A 16,925-nucleotide genomic window follows, 5' to 3' on the forward strand; every position below is an offset into this window, starting at 1 on the left:
CGGCGCGCTTCCCGCGCCGCTTGCACCACCGCCCCTCAAGAGATCTGCCAGGATTTTCGACCGGAGTTTTCGAAAACCGTGCTAGGGTTTTGGTAAGCCTCGGCCTCATCTTTGGCCTTAACCTTCAAGTCAGGAGCGTTGTTATGGCGACAGCACACTCAAAATCCGCTGCCAGAATCATGATCGCACCGGCTGTCATTGCCCTGCTGGTCTGGATGCTGGTCCCGCTTTGCATGACGCTGTATTTCTCCTTTGCGGACTACAGGCCAATGCGCGGCGTGTTCGATGCGTGGATCGGTTTTGGCAACTATGCCTCTTTCCTCACATCCTCTTCGTTCATGAGTTCGTTGATCACCACGTTCTGGATGGTTGGCGGGATCCTGTCGATCACCATCGTGGGCGGGGTGCTGATGGCGCTGCTGCTGGACAAGCCGATGTTTGGCCAAGGGGTTGTGCGTATCCTGGTGATTGCGCCGTTCTTCGTGATGCCAACAGTGTCGGCGCTGGTGTGGAAGAACATGTTCTTCAACGTTGATAACGGCCTTTTCTCTTACCTTTACAAGTTCTTGGGGATGCAGCCTTTTGACTTTCTCAGTCAGGCCCCGCTGTTCTCGATCGTGATCATTGTGGCCTGGCAATGGCTGCCCTTCGCCACGCTGATCCTGCTCACCTCGGTGCAGTCGCTCGACAGTGAGCAGCTTGAAGCCGCCGAGATTGATGGCGCCCCTGCCCTTTCGCGGTTCCGTTTCATCATCCTGCCGCACCTGAGCCGGGCAATCACCGTTGTGATCCTGATCCAGACGATCTTTTTGCTGTCGATCTTCGCTGAAATCTTTGTCACCACCAACGGCGCTTTCGGCACCCGCACCCTGACCTACCTTGTTTACCAGCGTGTGCTGGAAAGCCAGAACATCGGTCTGGGCTCCGCTGGCGGTATCGTTGCTGTCATCCTTGCCAACATCGTCGCGATCTTCCTGATGCGGATCGTCGGCAAGAACCTCGACAACTAAGGGGGAGGAAAACCTATGGCCCGTGCTGTAACAACCCAGAAAAAGATCATGTGGACCGCCCTCGCCTGGGCATTCGGCCTGCTCATGTTCTTTCCGATCCTGTGGACGTTTCTGACGTCTTTCAAAACCGAAGCCGCGGCGATTGCCGATCCGCCGGTGTGGTTCCTGTTTGACTGGACGACCGAGAATTACGCCGCCGTTCAGCAACGCTCGAACTATCCGTTGGCGCTGATGAACTCGATCATCATCGCGGTCGGCTCGACCATTCTCGGCATCCTGCTTGCCGTTCCCGCCGCCTGGGCCATGGCCTTTGTGCCCGGCAAGAGAACCAAGGACGTGCTGTTGTGGATGCTCTCCACCAAGATGCTGCCTGCGGTTGGGGTGCTTTATCCGCTGGTGCTTCTGGCCAAGTGGCTGGGCGTGATGGACAGCCGCATTTTGCTGATCGTGGTCTTGATGCTGATCAACCTACCGATCATCGTCTGGATGCTTTACACTTATTTCCGCGAAATTCCGGGCGAAATCCTTGAAGCCTCGCGGATGGATGGGGCCAGCCTGAAATCGGAGATCCTTTATGTGCTCACGCCGATGGCGGTGCCGGGGATTGCCTCAACCGTGCTGCTCAACATCATCCTGGCCTGGAACGAGGCGTTCTGGACCATCCTGCTGACCACCGTGGATGCGGCGCCGTTGACGAAGTTCATCGCCGGTTTCTCCGCCCCGGAGGGTTTGTTTTACGCAAAGCTATCGGCCGCTTCGATGCTGGCTATCGCGCCAATCCTGATCATGGGTTGGTTCTCACAGAAACAGCTCGTTCGGGGCCTCACATTCGGAGCGGTTAAATAATGGGTAACATTAACCTCAAGCAAGTCACCAAAAGCTTTGGCGATGTCCAAGTCATTCCGCCGCTCGATCTTGAGATCAATGAAGGAGAGTTCGTGGTGTTTGTTGGCCCGTCGGGCTGCGGCAAATCTACCCTGCTGCGCCTGATTGCGGGGCTGGAAGACACGACTTCCGGCCATATCCAGATTGACGGCACCGATGCAACCTCGCTGCCACCGGCCAAACGCGGCCTTGCGATGGTGTTCCAGTCTTACGCGCTTTACCCGCATATGACGGTGCGCAAGAACATCGCCTTCCCGATGAAGATGGCGGGGCTGGATCAGGCGACCCAGGATGCCAAGATCGAGGCCGCCGCCAAGGCGCTGAACCTGACCGACTACCTCGATCGCCGCCCCGGCCAGCTTTCGGGCGGGCAGCGCCAGCGGGTTGCGATTGGCCGGGCCATTGTGCGCGAGCCTGCGGCCTTCCTCTTTGACGAGCCGCTCTCGAACCTTGATGCCGCCCTGCGGGTTGGCATGCGCCTTGAAATCAGCGAGCTGCATGAAAAGCTCAAGACAACCATGATCTACGTGACCCACGATCAGGTGGAAGCGATGACCATGGCCGACAAGATCGTGGTGCTGCAAGCCGGGGTGATCGAGCAGGTTGGCTCACCGCTTGAGCTTTATCACGAGCCGCGCAACAAGTTCGTGGCAGGCTTCATCGGCTCGCCCAAGATGAACCAGATCGACGGCCCCGAGGCGCAAAAGCACGGCGCGACAACCATTGGCATTCGCCCCGAGCATATGACGGTGTCCAAGACCGAAGGCCTGTGGAAGGGCACCGTGGGCGTGGCCGAGCATCTTGGCTCCGATACCTTCATCCACGTCCATGAGACGGGCCTGATGGACATGATGACCGTGCGCATCACCGGTGACATTGAAGCCCGCCACGGCGACACGATCTACCTGTCGCCCCAGATGGACCAGCTGCACCGTTTCGATGCGCAAGGCCTGCGCATCGCATGAAACGCCTCAACGGCAAATCGGCCCTGATAACGGGAGCCGCGCGCGGCATAGGGCGCGGCTTTGCAGAGGCCTACATCAAAGAAGGCGCGACCGTTGCGATTGGCGATATCAACCATGAAGCGGCGGAGCAAACCGCGGCAGAAATTGGCGGGGGCGCTTATGCGGTGCATATGGATGTCACCGAGCAAGCCAGCATTGACGAGGCGATTTCCAGGGTCGTCGCCCAGGCTGGCAAGCTTGATATCCTGATCAACAACGCGGCCCTCTTTGACGCCGCCGAAACGGTCGACATTACCCGCGAGGGCTTTGAAAGGCTCTATGCGGTGAATGTGGCTGGCACGCTGTTTACCATGCAGGCGGCGGCAAAACAGATGATCGCGCAGGGCCACGGCGGCAAGATCATCAACATGGCGTCACAGGCCGGGCGGCGGGGCGAAAGCCTTGTGCTGGTTTACTGCTCAACCAAGGCGGCGGTGATCTCGATGACCCAATCCGCCGGGCTGAACCTGATCCAGCATGGCATCAACGTGAATGCGATCGCGCCGGGTGTGGTGGACGGGACGCATTGGGAGCATGTCGATGCGATGTTTGCCAAGCTTGAGGGCAAGCCGATTGGCCAGAAAAAAGCAGAGGTTGCGGCCTCGGTTCCGGCCGGGCGCTTTGCCGTCCCCGGCGACCTCACCGGCATGGCGATTTTCCTCGCCTCGCCTGAGTCTGATTACATCCTGTCGCAAACCTACAATGTTGACGGCGGGCAATGGATGAGCTGATGGACCTGAACCTCGAAAACCTGAACAACCTGCCCGAGGGGGTGCGCGGCCCGTCCTATGAGCGCGCCGATCTGTCGGCCGGGATCGTGCATATCGGCCTTGGCAATTTTCACCGGGCGCATCAGGCGTGGTATCTTCACCGGCTGATGGATCAAGGGCTGGCCCATGACTGGGCCATTCTGGGGGCGGGTGTGCGCCCGGCCGATGCCGCCCAGCGCGAGCGGATGCTGGTGCAGGATTGCCTGACGACCCTCATTGAGCTTGATCCTTCGGGCAAATCCGCCGAGGTCACGGGCGGGATGATTGGCTTTATTCCGGTGGCGGCAGACAACGCGCCGCTGATCGCTCAAATGGCCGCGCCTGCCATTCGCATCGTCGCGCTCACGGTGACCGAGGGGGGCTACTACGTGGCCGCCGACGGCAGCTTTGATGCACAAAACGCCGATATCCAGCACGATGCCGCGCATCCCGACGCGCCCAAAACCGCCTTTGGCGCGATGATTGCCGCGCTCAAGGCGCGCCGCGCAAACGGGGCCGGGCCGTTTACCTGCCAAAGCTGCGACAACCTTCAGGGCAATGGCGATATCCTGCGCCAAACCGTGCTGGGGCTGGCCCAACTGTCAGACCCTGATCTTGCCGACTGGATCGACCAGAACGTGACCTTCCCCAATGCCATGGTGGATTGCATCGTTCCGGCCACCGGCCCCAAGGAGCTGGCGCTGGTCAAGACCTTTGGCATCAGGGATGCCGCGCCCGTCACCCATGAGAACTTTCGCCAATGGGTGATCGAAGACAACTTTTGCGCCGGTCGCCCGGAGTGGGACAAGGTTGGCGCCACCTTCACCGACAATGTGCACGACTATGAGGCGATGAAGCTGCGCCAGCTCAACGCTGGCCACCAGATCATTGCCACGCCGGGTGAGTTGCTGTCGGTCGCCACGATTGCCGGCGCCATGGCCACCCCGCTGATCCAGGGCCTGTTTCGCAAGATCGAAACCGAAGAGATCGTGCCGCATGTCACCGCCGTGCCGGGGATGACGCCGCTGGCCTATGTTGATCTGATCGAGCGGCGCTTTGCCAACCCCGAGATCCACGACACCACCCGCCGCGTGGCCTTTGATGGCTCGTCGCGCCACACGGGCTTTTTGCACCCGATCATCCGCGATGCCCTCGCCGCTGGCACCCCGATGGAAGGCCTGGCCCTGGTCGAGGCACTTTGGGCGCGGATGTGCTTTGGCACACGCGAAGACGGCAGCCTGATCGAGCCGAACGACCCTGTTTGGGACAGGCTGAACAAAGCGGCCACCGATGCAAAAGACGCGCCCGAAGCCTGGATCGCACAGCGCAATATCTACGGTGATCTTGGCGACGATCCGCGCTTTGCCGCAAGCTTTACAGAGTGGCTCCGCCTGATCTGGAGCGACGGCACAGAAGCCGCTTTGCGCCGCTATCTCGACAGCTAAGGGAAGGCGGGGTAAGTCAAGCGGGGTAAGGCAAGCGGGGCCGCGCGGTTTTGCGGCCCCCTGCCGGTTTTCTAAAGCGAAGCGTCAAGCAAGTGGCGCGAATACTCGTGCCTGGCATTGCGGGTGCGCAGGTCTTCCACGCTGAGGATTTCAACGATCTCGCCGTCCTTCATCACCGCCAGCCGGTTGCACATGTGTCCAACCACCGACAGATCATGGGACACCATCAAATAGGTCAGCCCATGCTCGGCGCGCAGGTCGGCCAGCAGGTTGAGGATTTCGGCCTGCACCGACACATCCAGCGCCGAGGTTGGCTCATCCAGCAGCAGCAGCTTTGGCTCAGGCGCGAGTGCGCGGGCGATGGCGACGCGCTGGCGCTGCCCCCCCGATAGCTGGTGCGGGTAGCGAAAGCGGAACGCCTGGCCAAGCCCCACGTCATCCAGCAGCCGCTTCACGCGATTGTCGATATTGCTGAAGCCGTGCAGGCGCAGGGTTTCGCCAAGCACCCGGTCCACCGATTGGCGCGGGTGGAGCGAGGCGTAGGGGTCTTGAAAAACCATCTGCACCTTCTTGAAAAACGACTTTGGGCGCTTGCGCGGGATCGGCTCACCCGCCACCTTCAGGCTGCCCGACCAGTCGGGCGCAAGCCCGGTGATCGCCCGCAGGATGGTGGATTTTCCCGAGCCACTTTCGCCGACAAGGCCAAAACTTTCGCCCTGTTCCACCGAAAAGCTGGCGGATTTCACGGCATCTACCCGGTCACGGCCAAGGCCGAACCAGACATCGAGGTTTTCCACCTCCAGCATGGGGGTTGCGCCGCTCATATCCGGCCACTCACGCTGGGGGCCAGCGCCCATTCGTCCTCACGTTTGAGCACATCAAGCCGTTCACGCGGGGCATCAAGGTGGGGCAGCGAATTGAGCAGCCCACGGGTGTAGGGGTGCTTGGCCTCTTGCAGTTTGTCGGCATCACACACCTCCACGATACGCCCGGAATACATGATCAGAACCCTGTCACAAAAATCAGCCACGAGGTTAAGATCATGGCTGATAAAGATCAGGCCCATGCCGCGCTCCTTTACCAGCTTGTCCATGATATCAAGCACTTGCCGCTGCACCGATACATCCAGCGCCGAGGTTGGCTCATCGGCGATCAGGATTTCGGGGTTGGGAATGAGCATCATCGCAATCATGATCCGCTGGCCCATCCCGCCTGACATTTCGTGCGGATAGGCGCGCATCACCCGCTCGGGGTCCCGTATCGACACGGCTTCCAGCATCTCGATCGCCTTGGTGTAAGCGGCGCTTTTAGAGGCTTTGGAGTGCAGGCGATAGGCCTCGATGATCTGGGCGCCAATGGTCATCACCGGATTGAGCGAGAACTTCGGGTCTTGCATCACCATCGAAATCCGTTGCCCACGCACGGCGCGCATATCCCGCTCGGATTTTTCCAGCAGGTTCTCGCCGTCAAGCAGGACATGCTTGGCCTCCACCTGCCCCGGCGGGCGGATCAGGCGCAGGATCGCGCGGCCTGTCATGGACTTGCCAGAGCCACTTTCTCCAACGATCCCAAGCCGCTCGCGGCCAAGGGTGAAGGACACACCGCGCACCGCATCAAAGGTGCCGTGGCGCGACGGGAAGCGCACCCAGAGGTCTTCGACATCAAGGAGAGGATCTGCCATGGCTATTCTCCTGCCTTGGGGTCGAGCACATCGCGCAGCCCGTCACCGATGAGGTTGAAGGCCAGCGACACGGTAAAGATCGCAAGGCCCGGCATGGTGGCAACCCACCAGTGATCCAGGATAAACCGCCGCCCTTCAGAGATCATCGCGCCCCACTCAGGGCTTGGCGGCTGTGCCCCCAGCCCCAGAAACCCAAGCCCGGCGGCGGCAAGGATGATGCCTGCCATATCCAGCGTAACCCGCACGATCAGCGAGGAAATGCAGAGCGGCCAGATATGCCGGGTGATGATGCGCAGCGGCCCGGCGCCCTGCAACTTGATGGCGCTGATATAGTCCGAAGAACGGATCGTGAGCGTTTCGGCGCGCGCCATGCGGGCATAGGGTGGCCATGCGGTGAGCGAGATGGCGAGCACCGCGTTTTCGATCCCCGCGCCCAGCGCCGCCACGAAGGCCAGCGCCAGCACAAGCCGCGGGAAGGCGAGGAAAATATCGGTGATGCGCATCAACACCTTATCAAGCCAGCCGCCAACGTAGCCCGCAATCGTGCCCACCAGCAGCCCGGCAACGGGCGCGATAAGCGCCACGAGCGCAACGATATAAAGGGTGATCCGCGAGCCATAGATCAGCCGGGACAGGATATCACGCCCCAGGCTATCGGTGCCCAGCAGGTGCCCCTCGGCCCCCAGCGGCTGCAACCGGTTAGCCAGGTTTTGCGCAAACGGATCGTGCGGGGCCAGAAGCGGCGCGAAGAGCGCCATCAGCACCAGCGCCACAAGGATCACCAGCCCGATCATGGCCATGGTGTTGGAGCGAAACGACAGCCAGCCGACATAGGCCGCCGAAGCGCGCGCGTGCATCCGCGAGGTGGGGGTTTCGGCGAGCAGCCAGGCGCGCCAGCCTTGCGGTGCTGCGGTATGGGAAGAAGCGTCTGTCATGTTATTTCGCCCGCGGATCAAAGACCTTGTAGAGCAGGTCCGAGAAGATATTGAGCAGGATAAAGATCAACCCCACCACGACGGTGCCACCCAGCACGGCGTTCATATCCGCCGAAAGCAGGGCGGTGGTGATATAGCTGCCAATGCCTGGCCATGAGAAGATGATCTCGGTCAGCACCGAGCCTTCCAGCAGGTTGGCATAAGACAGCGCGATCACGGTGATGAGCTGCACCCGGATGTTCTTGAACGCATGTTTCCAGATCACGTTCCACTCGGACATGCCTTTCACCCGCGCGGTTGTCACGTATTCGGCGCTGAGCTGTTCGAGCATGAAGGAGCGGGTCATCCGGCTGACATAGGCCAGCGAGTAATACCCCAGCAGCGAGGCGGGCAGGATGATATGCGAGAAGGCATCGCGGAACACTTCGAGATTGCCGTCGAGCAGGCTGTCCACAAGGATCAGCCCGGTGCGCGCGGGAACCACATCGGCATAGAAGATGCCCACGCGGCCCGGCCCGCCGACCCAGCCGAGAACGCCATAAAAGATCAGCAGCCCCATCAGGCCGAGCCAGAAGATCGGCATCGAATAGCCAACCAGCGCTACAACGCGGGCGATCTGATCAATCCAGCTTCCCTTGTGCACAGCCGCCAGCACGCCCAGCGGCACGCCGAAGATCACGCCAAAGATGATGCCCAGCGTGGCCAGTTCCAGCGTGGCGGGAAAGACGCGGGCGATATCCTCGGAAACCGGGCGCGCATTCAGCAGCGAGGTGCCAAAATCGAGGTGGATCACATCCCAGAGGTAGTAAAGAAACTGCACGAGCAGCGGCTTATCAAGGCCCAACTGTTCGTAAACCGCATCATAGGTGGATTGCGACGCCCGCTCGCCAACGATGGCAAGCACCGGGTCGATCGGCATGACACGCCCGATGATGAAGGTGATAAAGAGCAGCCCCAGCAGGGTAACAGCGATTGTCCCCAGGGTGCTGGCGACCGACCGCCCAAAGCGCATCCCGCGCGAGGCGGAGAGGGGCGCCCGTTGCGGGCGCCCCCCGTTGCTGTCTTCCGACAGGGCCATTTATTTGGTGACCTGCCAGTAAGCGGCGGCGGTCACGGCCTGGCCGGTGGACCAGTTTTGCACATTGTCCCGCAGCGCCGATTGCTCGATCTGCTGGAACATGATGGCAAAGGGAGAGATCTCGCGGAATTCCTTCTGGATATCGAGATACATCTGCACCCGCTTTTCGCGGTCGCCCTCGGTCACGGCGGCCTCGACCTTTTCGGTCAGCCCGCCTGCGTCCCAGCCGGTGCGCCATGCCAGAAGACCGGTGGCATTGGCTTCGTCCGAGTTGTCGGGGTTGTAGGCGAAGGTGCCGGCGTTGGTTTGCGGATCAGGGTAATCCGGGCCCCATGCGCCGAGGTAAACATCAAGATCACGCGCCCGGAAGCGGGCCAGAATCTGCTTGGCGGTGCCAACGGTGATGTTGAGGGTAATCCCGGCCTGAGCGAAGGTGTTTTGCAGCGATTGTGCAATCTCCATCCGTTCCTGCGCTTCGCGCACGCCAACTTCGATTTCCAGCCCTTCAACCCCGGCCGAGGCCAAAAGCTCCTTGGCCTTTTCGATGTTCAGCGAGAACGGGTTTTCATCCGAAGCGCCAAGATAGGTGGCGGGCAGGAAATTCTGGTGGATGGTGTACTGGCCGTTGAGGAACGAGTTCTTCATCCCCTCATAGTCGATCAGGTATTTGACCGCCATGCGCACTTCGGGCTTGGCAAGCACCTCGTGCTTTTGATTGAGGGCGATGTACATCAAGCGGCCTTTCAGCTCGTCTTCGATGACCACACCATCGGCCTCTGTCGCCCCGGCGATGTCTTCGGGGTTGAGGTTGCGGGCGATGTCGATGTCACCGCGCTCCAGCAGCAGGCGCTGGGAGGCGCTTTCAAGCACATGGCGCACGATCACCCGTTCCATCGCAGGCGCACCGCCAAAATACTCGGGATAAGAGGTCATGGTGACGCTCTCGTTGGGCTTCCAGCTATCCAGCTTGTAGGGGCCGGAGCCTGCGGTATTGGTCTTGAGCCATGTGTTGCCCATGTCGCCGTCAACCTCATTGGCCATGACGGTTTCCTTGTCAACGATGCCGCCGATGGTAGCGGTCAGGCAGTTGAGCACGAAGGAGGTGGCGTATTTCTTGTCGGTCGTGATGATCAGCTTGTTGCCGTCAGCCTTGATCGTTTCGGCCACATTTTCGGGGGTAAAGCCGAACTGGGTGAGGATAAAGGCCGGGGTCTTGTTGAGGATCACCGCACGCTGGAGCGAAAAGGCTGCATCCTCGGCGCGCACCGGGTTGCCGGACTGGAAGGTGACGCCTTCACGCATGGTGAAGGTGATGGTCTTGCCGTCTTCGCTCACTTCCCAGCTTTCCGCGAGGTCGGGCTGGTAACCCGCGGCCAGATCAAGCGGATCAAGGGTGACCAGCCGGTTATAGGTGTTGCGCGAAATGTCGGCGCCCGCAAATTCAAAGCTTTCCGCCGGGTCCAGCGTGGTCACATCATCAATCCGGTGGGCGATGACAAGCATGTTCGCCGGGGTTTCGGCCACCACGGGCGCGAAGGACGACACGCTTACAGCAAGGCCAATCGCGGCGCTTGTCAGCAGTCTGTTAAAAGCATTCATATCTAGAACCTCTCCTGTTCTGTTTCAGTCAGATAGCTACGTTGATCCGGGGGTTAACTCCCCCATGTGAGTTCAAGAACGCGCAGCCAGTTTCCATGGCAGAGCTTGGTGACGAGAGCCTCGCCATAGCCGTGCTCGATCATGGCCTTTCGCAGACGGGGCAACGCGGCGCAGGAGGCAAGCTCCTGTGGCACTGTCGTTCCGTCATAGTCGGAGCCGAGGCCAACACGGTCCTCGCCCAGATGCTCAATGAGGTGGTCGAGATGCCGAAGCATCAGCGTAAGCGGCACATCGGCCTCGGCTTGGCCATCTTCCCGCAGGAAGGCCACCCCAAAGTTCAAGCCCACCATACCATCGCTCTCACGAATTGCTGCAAGTTGTTTATCGGTCAGGTTGCGGCTGTGCGGGCTGATGGCGTGGGAGCAGGAGTGAGTGGCCACAAGCGGCTTGGTTGAATGGCGCGACACATCCCAAAAGCCCGCCTCGTTGAGGTGCGACAGATCAATCAGCACGCCCAGCGCATTGCAGCGCCGCACCAGCCGCAGCCCGTGGTCGGTCAACCCCGGCCCGGTATCGGGGCTGGAGGGATAGCGAAACGGCACCCCTTCGCCAAAAATCGTGCTGCGGCTCCAGACCGGCCCAAGTGAGCGCAACCCGGCGGCATAAAGCACATCGAGCACATGGAAATCCGGGTCAATCGCCTCGGCCCCTTCCATATGCAACACCGCCACCATGCGGCCCGCTGCCAGGGCTGTGCGGATATCGGCGGCGGTATGGGCGATGGTGAGCGCGCCCTGACGCTCCAGCTCAAACAGGATCGCCGCCTGCGCCATGGCCACCGGAAAGGCATCTTCCCAGTCAATCGGATCGGGCGCTGGCAGGTCATATGAAGGCTGTGACATCGCCGCCTTGCGGGCCGCCCGATCCATCGGGGAGGGCACAAACACCGCAAACATCCCGCCGCCAAATCCACCCTCGGCGGCGCGTGGCACATCAATCGCGCCCTCTCGTCCGGTGGCAAATTGAGGGGCCGCTGCAACCCCGCCAGCCCGGTAGAGCTGGAACAATACATCATTATGGCCGTCAAACACGGCCGGAGTAGCAGCAGTCGTCAATGAATCTGTCCCCTGATTTCTAACGACGTTACCGCATGTTCTTTCATGGACCAGCGCAAATTATATGATAAAAGATCATACACCCATGATCTTTTTGCAGGTGCAGCATGGCCACCAAGAGCTGGCATAGCCTCCCGGAATACCAAGCGCTGCGGGCGTTGATGGAAAGCGGCACCACCGCCAAGGCCGCGGCGCGGCTGGGGCGCTCGCAATCGGCGATCAGCCGGTCCATCGCCAGCCTTGAGGACCGCACCGGGCGGATGCTGTTTGAGCGCGACGGCGGGCGGCTTAGCCCGACCAACGAGGCCGCACAGCTCAACCGGCGCCTTGATGCGCTGTTCGAGGCTTTGGACCGGATTGACGGCCCCTCCGAAGCCGCGCAGGAAACCCTCTCCATCGCCGCCCCGCCAAGCTACGCGCACCGCTTTCTCATCCGCCATGTTGCCAGCTTTCTGAAAGCCAATCCGCATTTCTTTGTGCGCCTTGATGTGTCCCCCTCCGAAGACGTGATCCGTGGCATCCTTGATCGCCGCTTTGATCTTGGCCTGACGGGGGTTGAGCTGAGCCGCGACGGGGTAAAGCTGGTGCCCTACCGCCGCTCCAGCGCGGTTTGCGCCATGCCCGCCGGCCACCCGCTGGAAAGGCTTGATGTGGTCCGCCCCGAAGACCTTGATGGCCAGGGCCTGATCGCGCTGAGCCACCGCCACGCCCGCCGCGCCCAGTTGGAAAAGGTGCTGCATGCCAGCAAAAGCGCGCCGATCATCCTTGCAGAGGTTTCAACCTCGCTCGCAGCGGTAGAGATGGCACGAGAGGGGCTGGGGCTGGCCATCGTCAACCCGTTTCCCATGGTCCAATACGCTGAAGGCACGGAGGACGGGGTGGTCTATCGTCCCTTCGCCTCGCAGATCGAATACCGCAGCTACTTCGTCATGCCAGACCACCGCCCTGCCCCGGCCATTGCACGGGCATTCATGCGCCATCTGCGGCTGCACACCACGCGCGATGCGTTTACCGAAAAGGCGTGAGGGCGGCTGACCACCCTCGCGCGATATGGCTGTGACAGAAGCGTCGGGGCGCGCCAGCCCGAAAACCGCCAAGATCCAGCCCGAAACCTGCCAACATACCGGAGTATGAAACGCTTTGAGCACGATTGCCGAGTTTCTGCGGGGGTCTCCGCAGTTTCACTAGACCGATCCAGAGCACTCGCGTATTTCCTGACCTACGAGCAGTGCCCTAAGAGTTCAGCTTGTCGGATACGCATGATCCGAAAGCCTGTGGTGCGGGTGGCGGCCCTGAAGTTATTGCCGAGGAGATAGTTATAAATGGCGACCCAGATTGCAGTTGATGGCACCCCAACCAACGGGGCGAACCCCTGGATTGATGCCCTTGTCATGGATGGAGCCTGGGGCCCCTCTTATGGCACCCCGAACATCACCGTCTTCTTCGATCAGGGAAGTGACCCTTTCGGTGGATATTGGATCGGCAACAGCTACTCTTGGCAGAGCTACGAAATCGCTGCCTTTGAAGAAGCCTTTGCGATCTATGAGTCTTTCATTGATATCGAATTCACAGTCGTCGCCTCTGCCAATGCAGCCAGCAACCCGGCCAATATTCACTATTGGTTGCTGAATGATACGCAAAGCGGTGGCTCACTTGGCTGGCACGAGGTGCCAAACAACGCCTATGAAGATCCGCTTTTCTCGGCGATGAACTTTCAAGGCACCGGCTGGGATGCCGCGGGGCTTGCGCAGGGTGGATACGGCTTTGAGACGATCATCCACGAATTAGGCCACGGCATTGGCCTCGCCCACCCGCATGACGGCGGCGGCGATGAGGATGGCAACCTTTTCCCCGGGGTGACAGCGGCCTTTGATGACTTTGGCGACTATAATCTCAACCAGGGTGTTTACACGATCATGAGCTATAATTCCGGCTGGGTTTTGCACCCGGACGGGGCGCTCAACCCCCTGACGGCTGACAACTACGGCTGGGACGGCACGCCTATGGCGCTCGACATTGCCGCCCTGCAAGAGATCTACGGCGCGAACACCACCTACGCCTCGGGCAATGACGTGTACATCCTGCCAGAAGTGAACGCATCGGGCACGTTCTTCTCCTCCATCTGGGATACCGGCGGGGTTGATCGCATCTCTGCGGCGGACTTCGTGGTGAGCGTCGAGATCAACCTCAATGACGCCTCCCTGCTGCCCGAAGAAGGCGGCGGCGGCTTCATTTCATGGGCAGATGGCATTTACGGCGGCTACACCATCGCCAACGGCGTGATCATCGAAAATGCCACCGGCGGTAAGGCAAACGATGTGATCATCGGCAACGAGGCCAACAACAACATCTCCGGCGGCAGCGGCGCTGACCAGATCGAAGGCGGGGACGGTTACGACACCCTGTCAGGCAATAACGGCTCCGATTTTCTTTATGGTGGCGCAGGTAACGATACCATCAATGGCATGAACGGCGCCGACACCATGTATGGCGGCGACGGCGATGACGTAATGAACGGCGCGGTCAGCGGTGACACGATGTATGGGGAAGCGGGGGATGACACTCTTTCCGGCGGGGCCGGTGGCGACGCGCTCTATGGCGGCGCAGACAACGACACTCTCACCGGCGCGGGTGGCATTGACGATCTCTGGGGCGGTGATGGCGATGACACGCTCTCCGGCGGCACCCAATCTGACTATTTGGATGGCCAAAACGGCAACGATACGCTGAACGGCCAAAACGGCGCTGACTACCTATTTGGCGGGGCAGGCGTGGACAGGCTTAACGGCGGCAATGGGGATGACACCCTGGCTGGCGGCGCGGGCAATGACACTCTCTATGGGGGCCGGGGCAATGACACCTTGCACGGCGATGCGGGCGACGACATGCTCTACGGTCAAGCTGGCAATGACTATCTGAACGGCTGGGCAGGCAATGACACCATCGTCTCCGGTGGCGGGTATGATGAGATCTATTTCTATGCGCTCGGGGGCGATGATACGATCACCGATTACGACGCCACCTTTGATAGCCTCCATCTTGACTCGGACCTCTTTGGCGGCAGCACCGATATCCTTGATTATGCAACCGACACCGGAAGCGACGTTCTGGTGACCTTTATTACCGGTGACACGCTGCTTTTCGAAGGCATGGCGAGCGTCAACGATCTGGTTGGTGAATACACCATCATCTGACCCGACGACGCCTTGAACGCGACAGGCCGCTCCCTGCCGGGGCGGCCTTTTGCGTTGTCAGCCCCTTGGTGGCAAAACGTGTGCCTGCAAGCGCCGATCGTCAGATCAAAAACCGGGTCGGTTGAGGCGCACTGACGGCAGCGGCAATCCTCTTCGGGTGAAACGCCGATGACAGGGGGCGCTCTGGCGCGGGCCATCCCCCGCTCCCTGCCCTAAAGTTTGATTCATCTCGGTTGTTGCCACGCCCTGCGCTCCTGTGGCTCTATGCGCCCAACCCGCCGCGACGGCGGACAGGAGGAATGACAAGATGGCAGGCACGGCAAACCAGATCACCATTGATGGCACCCCAACCAATGGCGCAAATCCCTGGACCGACAGTCTGGTTTATGGCGGGGCCTGGACCACCCCGCCCAGCGCAACAACACAGCTCAGCTACGCCTTCAACTCCGGCAGCTTCACCTCCGACCCTGGCGCCATTGGGTCTGGCGCGGTGTGGAGCGCCTCTGAGCAGGCCGCCGTGTTGCAGGTGCTCGCCACGATCGAGGCGGTGTGCAACGTGGAGTTCACCGAAGCCGCAACTCCCGCCAGCGCCGATATCTGGTGGTGGCTGTTCTCCAACACGCAGATGGCAACGGCGACCGGGGTCGCGGCGGCGGGCTTTCACGAGGTGCCAACCTACACCGTTTACAACCCCGCCTACGCGCAGGGCGCGTTCAATTATCAATCCCCCGCCTGGACCACGAATGGCCTCACCCAGGGCGGCTATGCCTTTGAGGTGCTGCTGCACGAGATCTTGCACGGCCTCGGCCTTGCCCACCCGCATGATGGCGGCACAGCCGGGGATGCCACCGCCTTCCCCGGTGTCACCGGCGTTTACGACACCGGCGATGATGAGCTCAACCAGGGGGTCTTTACCGCCATGGGCTACAACAACGGCTGGGACGGGGTGGGCGACGCCACCAGCTACAACTATGGCTGGACAGGCACGCCGATGGCGCTGGATATCGCGGCCCTGCAAGAGCTCTACGGGGCCAACACCAACCACAACTCCGGCAATGACATCTATACCTTGCCGGGCACCAACAGCACCGGCACCGGATGGGCTTCGATCTGGGACACCTCCGGCATCGACAAGATCAGCTTTGACGGGGGCGTGACCAGCGCCACCATCAACCTCAACGCCGCCAATCCCGATGCAGATGGTGAGGCCGGTGGCTTTGTGTCTTATGTCGATGGTGTTTTGGGCGGCATCACCATCGCCGCGGGCGTCACGGTCGAAAACGCCACCGGCGGCAAGAACAGCGATATCATCATTGGAAACAGTGCCAACAACGTGCTGGTCGGCGGTGCGGGGGCCGATGTTATTTCCGGCGGAGACGGGCATGACACCCTGAACGGCAACAACGGCAACGACACACTCAACGGCGACAGCGGCAATGACACGCTCAACGGGATGAACGGCGTCGATCAGCTATTTGGCGGCGCGGGCGATGACACGCTCAGCGGGGCCTTCGGGGTGGATCATTTGAGCGGCGGCGCAGGCAACGACCATCTGAACGGCGGCGCCGGGGCCGATACCCTGCTCGGCGGATCGGATGACGACACGCTTCTGGGGTCCGGCGGCAATGACACCCTCGACGGTGGATCGGGCAATGACACCCTGGCAGGCGGTGCCAGCAACGACACTCTTATCGGTGGCGATGGCAACGACACGCTCAATGGCCAGAACGGCCTTGATACGCTCTCGGGCGGCAATGGGGATGACGTGCTTTCTGGCGGCAACGCCGCTGACACGCTCAATGGCGGCGCGGGGGATGACACCCTGAACGCAGGCCGGGGCAGTGACACGCTGAATGGCGATGCAGGCAGTGACACCCTCAACGGACAGGCGGGCGCCGACACGCTTGACGGCGGCACGGGAAACGACACCATCATCACCGGCGGTGGCACCGATACCATCATCTTCAATCCCGGCGATGGTGATGACACGATCACCGATTACAACACCCCGTTCGATCACCTCTTGCTCGGGGCTGGCCTGTTTTCCGGCGGATCAACGGATATCACCGACTACGCCACCGACCTTGGCGCGGATGTGCTGGTGACATTCGCCACCGGCGACACGCTGCTCTTTGAAGGGCTGGCGGATGTGAGCGCGCTCACCGGGGAATACACGCTTCTTTAGGCTAACGCGCGCATCGTGCTGGGCCTGCCCCGCTTTCGTGCCGCC

Annotated in this window: 14 protein-coding genes; 8 read left to right on the top strand and 6 right to left on the bottom strand. The window is 61.0% G+C overall.

The features are described from left to right. The first annotated feature begins 143 nt into the window (after positions 1 to 143). The 5 genes from P1U55_RS04770 to P1U55_RS04790 are packed head-to-tail and all read left to right on the top strand — an operon-like array spanning position 144 to position 5,093. Positions 144 to 1,010 (top strand): carbohydrate ABC transporter permease, encoded by an 867-nt coding sequence (locus tag P1U55_RS04770; RefSeq protein ID WP_301046372.1) that lies wholly within the window; start codon positions 144 to 146, stop codon positions 1,008 to 1,010. 15 nt (positions 1,011 to 1,025) lie between these two features. Next, positions 1,026 to 1,856 carry a carbohydrate ABC transporter permease gene (locus tag P1U55_RS04775; RefSeq protein ID WP_301046373.1) on the top strand — a complete coding sequence of 277 codons (831 nt, stop codon included), beginning with the start codon at positions 1,026 to 1,028 and terminating at the stop codon, positions 1,854 to 1,856. Next, positions 1,856 to 2,860, top strand: a complete 1,005-nt coding sequence (locus P1U55_RS04780; protein ID WP_301046375.1) for an ABC transporter ATP-binding protein — start codon at positions 1,856 to 1,858, stop codon at positions 2,858 to 2,860. Before P1U55_RS04775 ends, P1U55_RS04780 begins: the two co-directional genes overlap by 1 nt. Beyond that, a complete protein-coding gene (locus P1U55_RS04785) occupies positions 2,857 to 3,630 on the top strand; it encodes an L-iditol 2-dehydrogenase (protein WP_301046376.1) in 774 nt (257 codons plus the stop codon). Before P1U55_RS04780 ends, P1U55_RS04785 begins: the two co-directional genes overlap by 4 nt. Beyond that, positions 3,630 to 5,093: a mannitol dehydrogenase family protein gene (locus P1U55_RS04790; protein ID WP_301046377.1), complete on the top strand. Its 1,464-nt coding sequence runs from the start codon at positions 3,630 to 3,632 to the stop codon at positions 5,091 to 5,093. The genes P1U55_RS04785 and P1U55_RS04790 overlap by 1 nt, the downstream gene beginning before the upstream one ends. Positions 5,094 to 5,164: 71 nt before the next feature. Here the strand turns inward: P1U55_RS04790 and P1U55_RS04795 are convergent, their stop codons facing one another. Genes P1U55_RS04795 through P1U55_RS04820 form a run of 6 tightly spaced genes read right to left on the bottom strand, consistent with a single transcriptional unit; the run spans position 5,165 to position 11,501 of the window. Beyond that, positions 5,165 to 5,917, bottom strand: a complete 753-nt coding sequence (locus tag P1U55_RS04795; RefSeq protein ID WP_301046378.1) for an ABC transporter ATP-binding protein — start codon at positions 5,915 to 5,917, stop codon at positions 5,165 to 5,167. After that, positions 5,914 to 6,774, bottom strand: coding sequence for an ABC transporter ATP-binding protein (locus tag P1U55_RS04800; protein WP_301046379.1), 861 nt, complete (start codon positions 6,772 to 6,774; stop codon positions 5,914 to 5,916). The genes P1U55_RS04795 and P1U55_RS04800 overlap by 4 nt, the downstream gene beginning before the upstream one ends. A 2-nt stretch (positions 6,775 to 6,776) precedes the next feature. After that, positions 6,777 to 7,709: a nickel transporter permease gene (gene nikC / locus P1U55_RS04805; protein WP_301046380.1), complete on the bottom strand. Its 933-nt coding sequence runs from the start codon at positions 7,707 to 7,709 to the stop codon at positions 6,777 to 6,779. A 1-nt stretch (position 7,710) separates the two neighbouring features. Beyond that, positions 7,711 to 8,787 carry an ABC transporter permease gene (locus P1U55_RS04810; protein ID WP_301046381.1) on the bottom strand — a complete coding sequence of 359 codons (1,077 nt, stop codon included), beginning with the start codon at positions 8,785 to 8,787 and terminating at the stop codon, positions 7,711 to 7,713. Beyond that, complete coding sequence (locus tag P1U55_RS04815) at positions 8,788 to 10,386, bottom strand: ABC transporter substrate-binding protein (protein ID WP_301046382.1); 1,599 nt, start codon at positions 10,384 to 10,386, stop codon at positions 8,788 to 8,790. A gap of 53 nt (positions 10,387 to 10,439) precedes the next feature. After that, a complete protein-coding gene (locus P1U55_RS04820; RefSeq protein ID WP_301046383.1) occupies positions 10,440 to 11,501 on the bottom strand; it encodes a dipeptidase in 1,062 nt (353 codons plus the stop codon). A 107-nt stretch (positions 11,502 to 11,608) separates the two neighbouring features. Between P1U55_RS04820 and P1U55_RS04825 the strand changes: the two genes are divergently transcribed. From P1U55_RS04825 to P1U55_RS04835, 3 genes are all read left to right on the top strand, one after another. Then, a complete protein-coding gene (locus P1U55_RS04825; RefSeq protein ID WP_301046384.1) occupies positions 11,609 to 12,526 on the top strand; it encodes a LysR substrate-binding domain-containing protein in 918 nt (305 codons plus the stop codon). Positions 12,527 to 12,823: 297 nt separating this feature from the next. Then, positions 12,824 to 14,695, top strand: a complete 1,872-nt coding sequence (locus P1U55_RS04830) for a M10 family metallopeptidase (protein WP_301046385.1) — start codon at positions 12,824 to 12,826, stop codon at positions 14,693 to 14,695. Positions 14,696 to 15,002: 307 nt separating this feature from the next. Next, entirely contained in the window at positions 15,003 to 16,880 is a 1,878-nt protein-coding gene (locus P1U55_RS04835; RefSeq protein WP_301046386.1) for a M10 family metallopeptidase, read from the top strand. The last annotated feature ends 45 nt before the right edge of the window (positions 16,881 to 16,925 follow it).

This window comes from Vannielia sp. (genome assembly GCF_029212645.1).
Lineage (GTDB): Bacteria > Pseudomonadota > Alphaproteobacteria > Rhodobacterales > Rhodobacteraceae > Vannielia.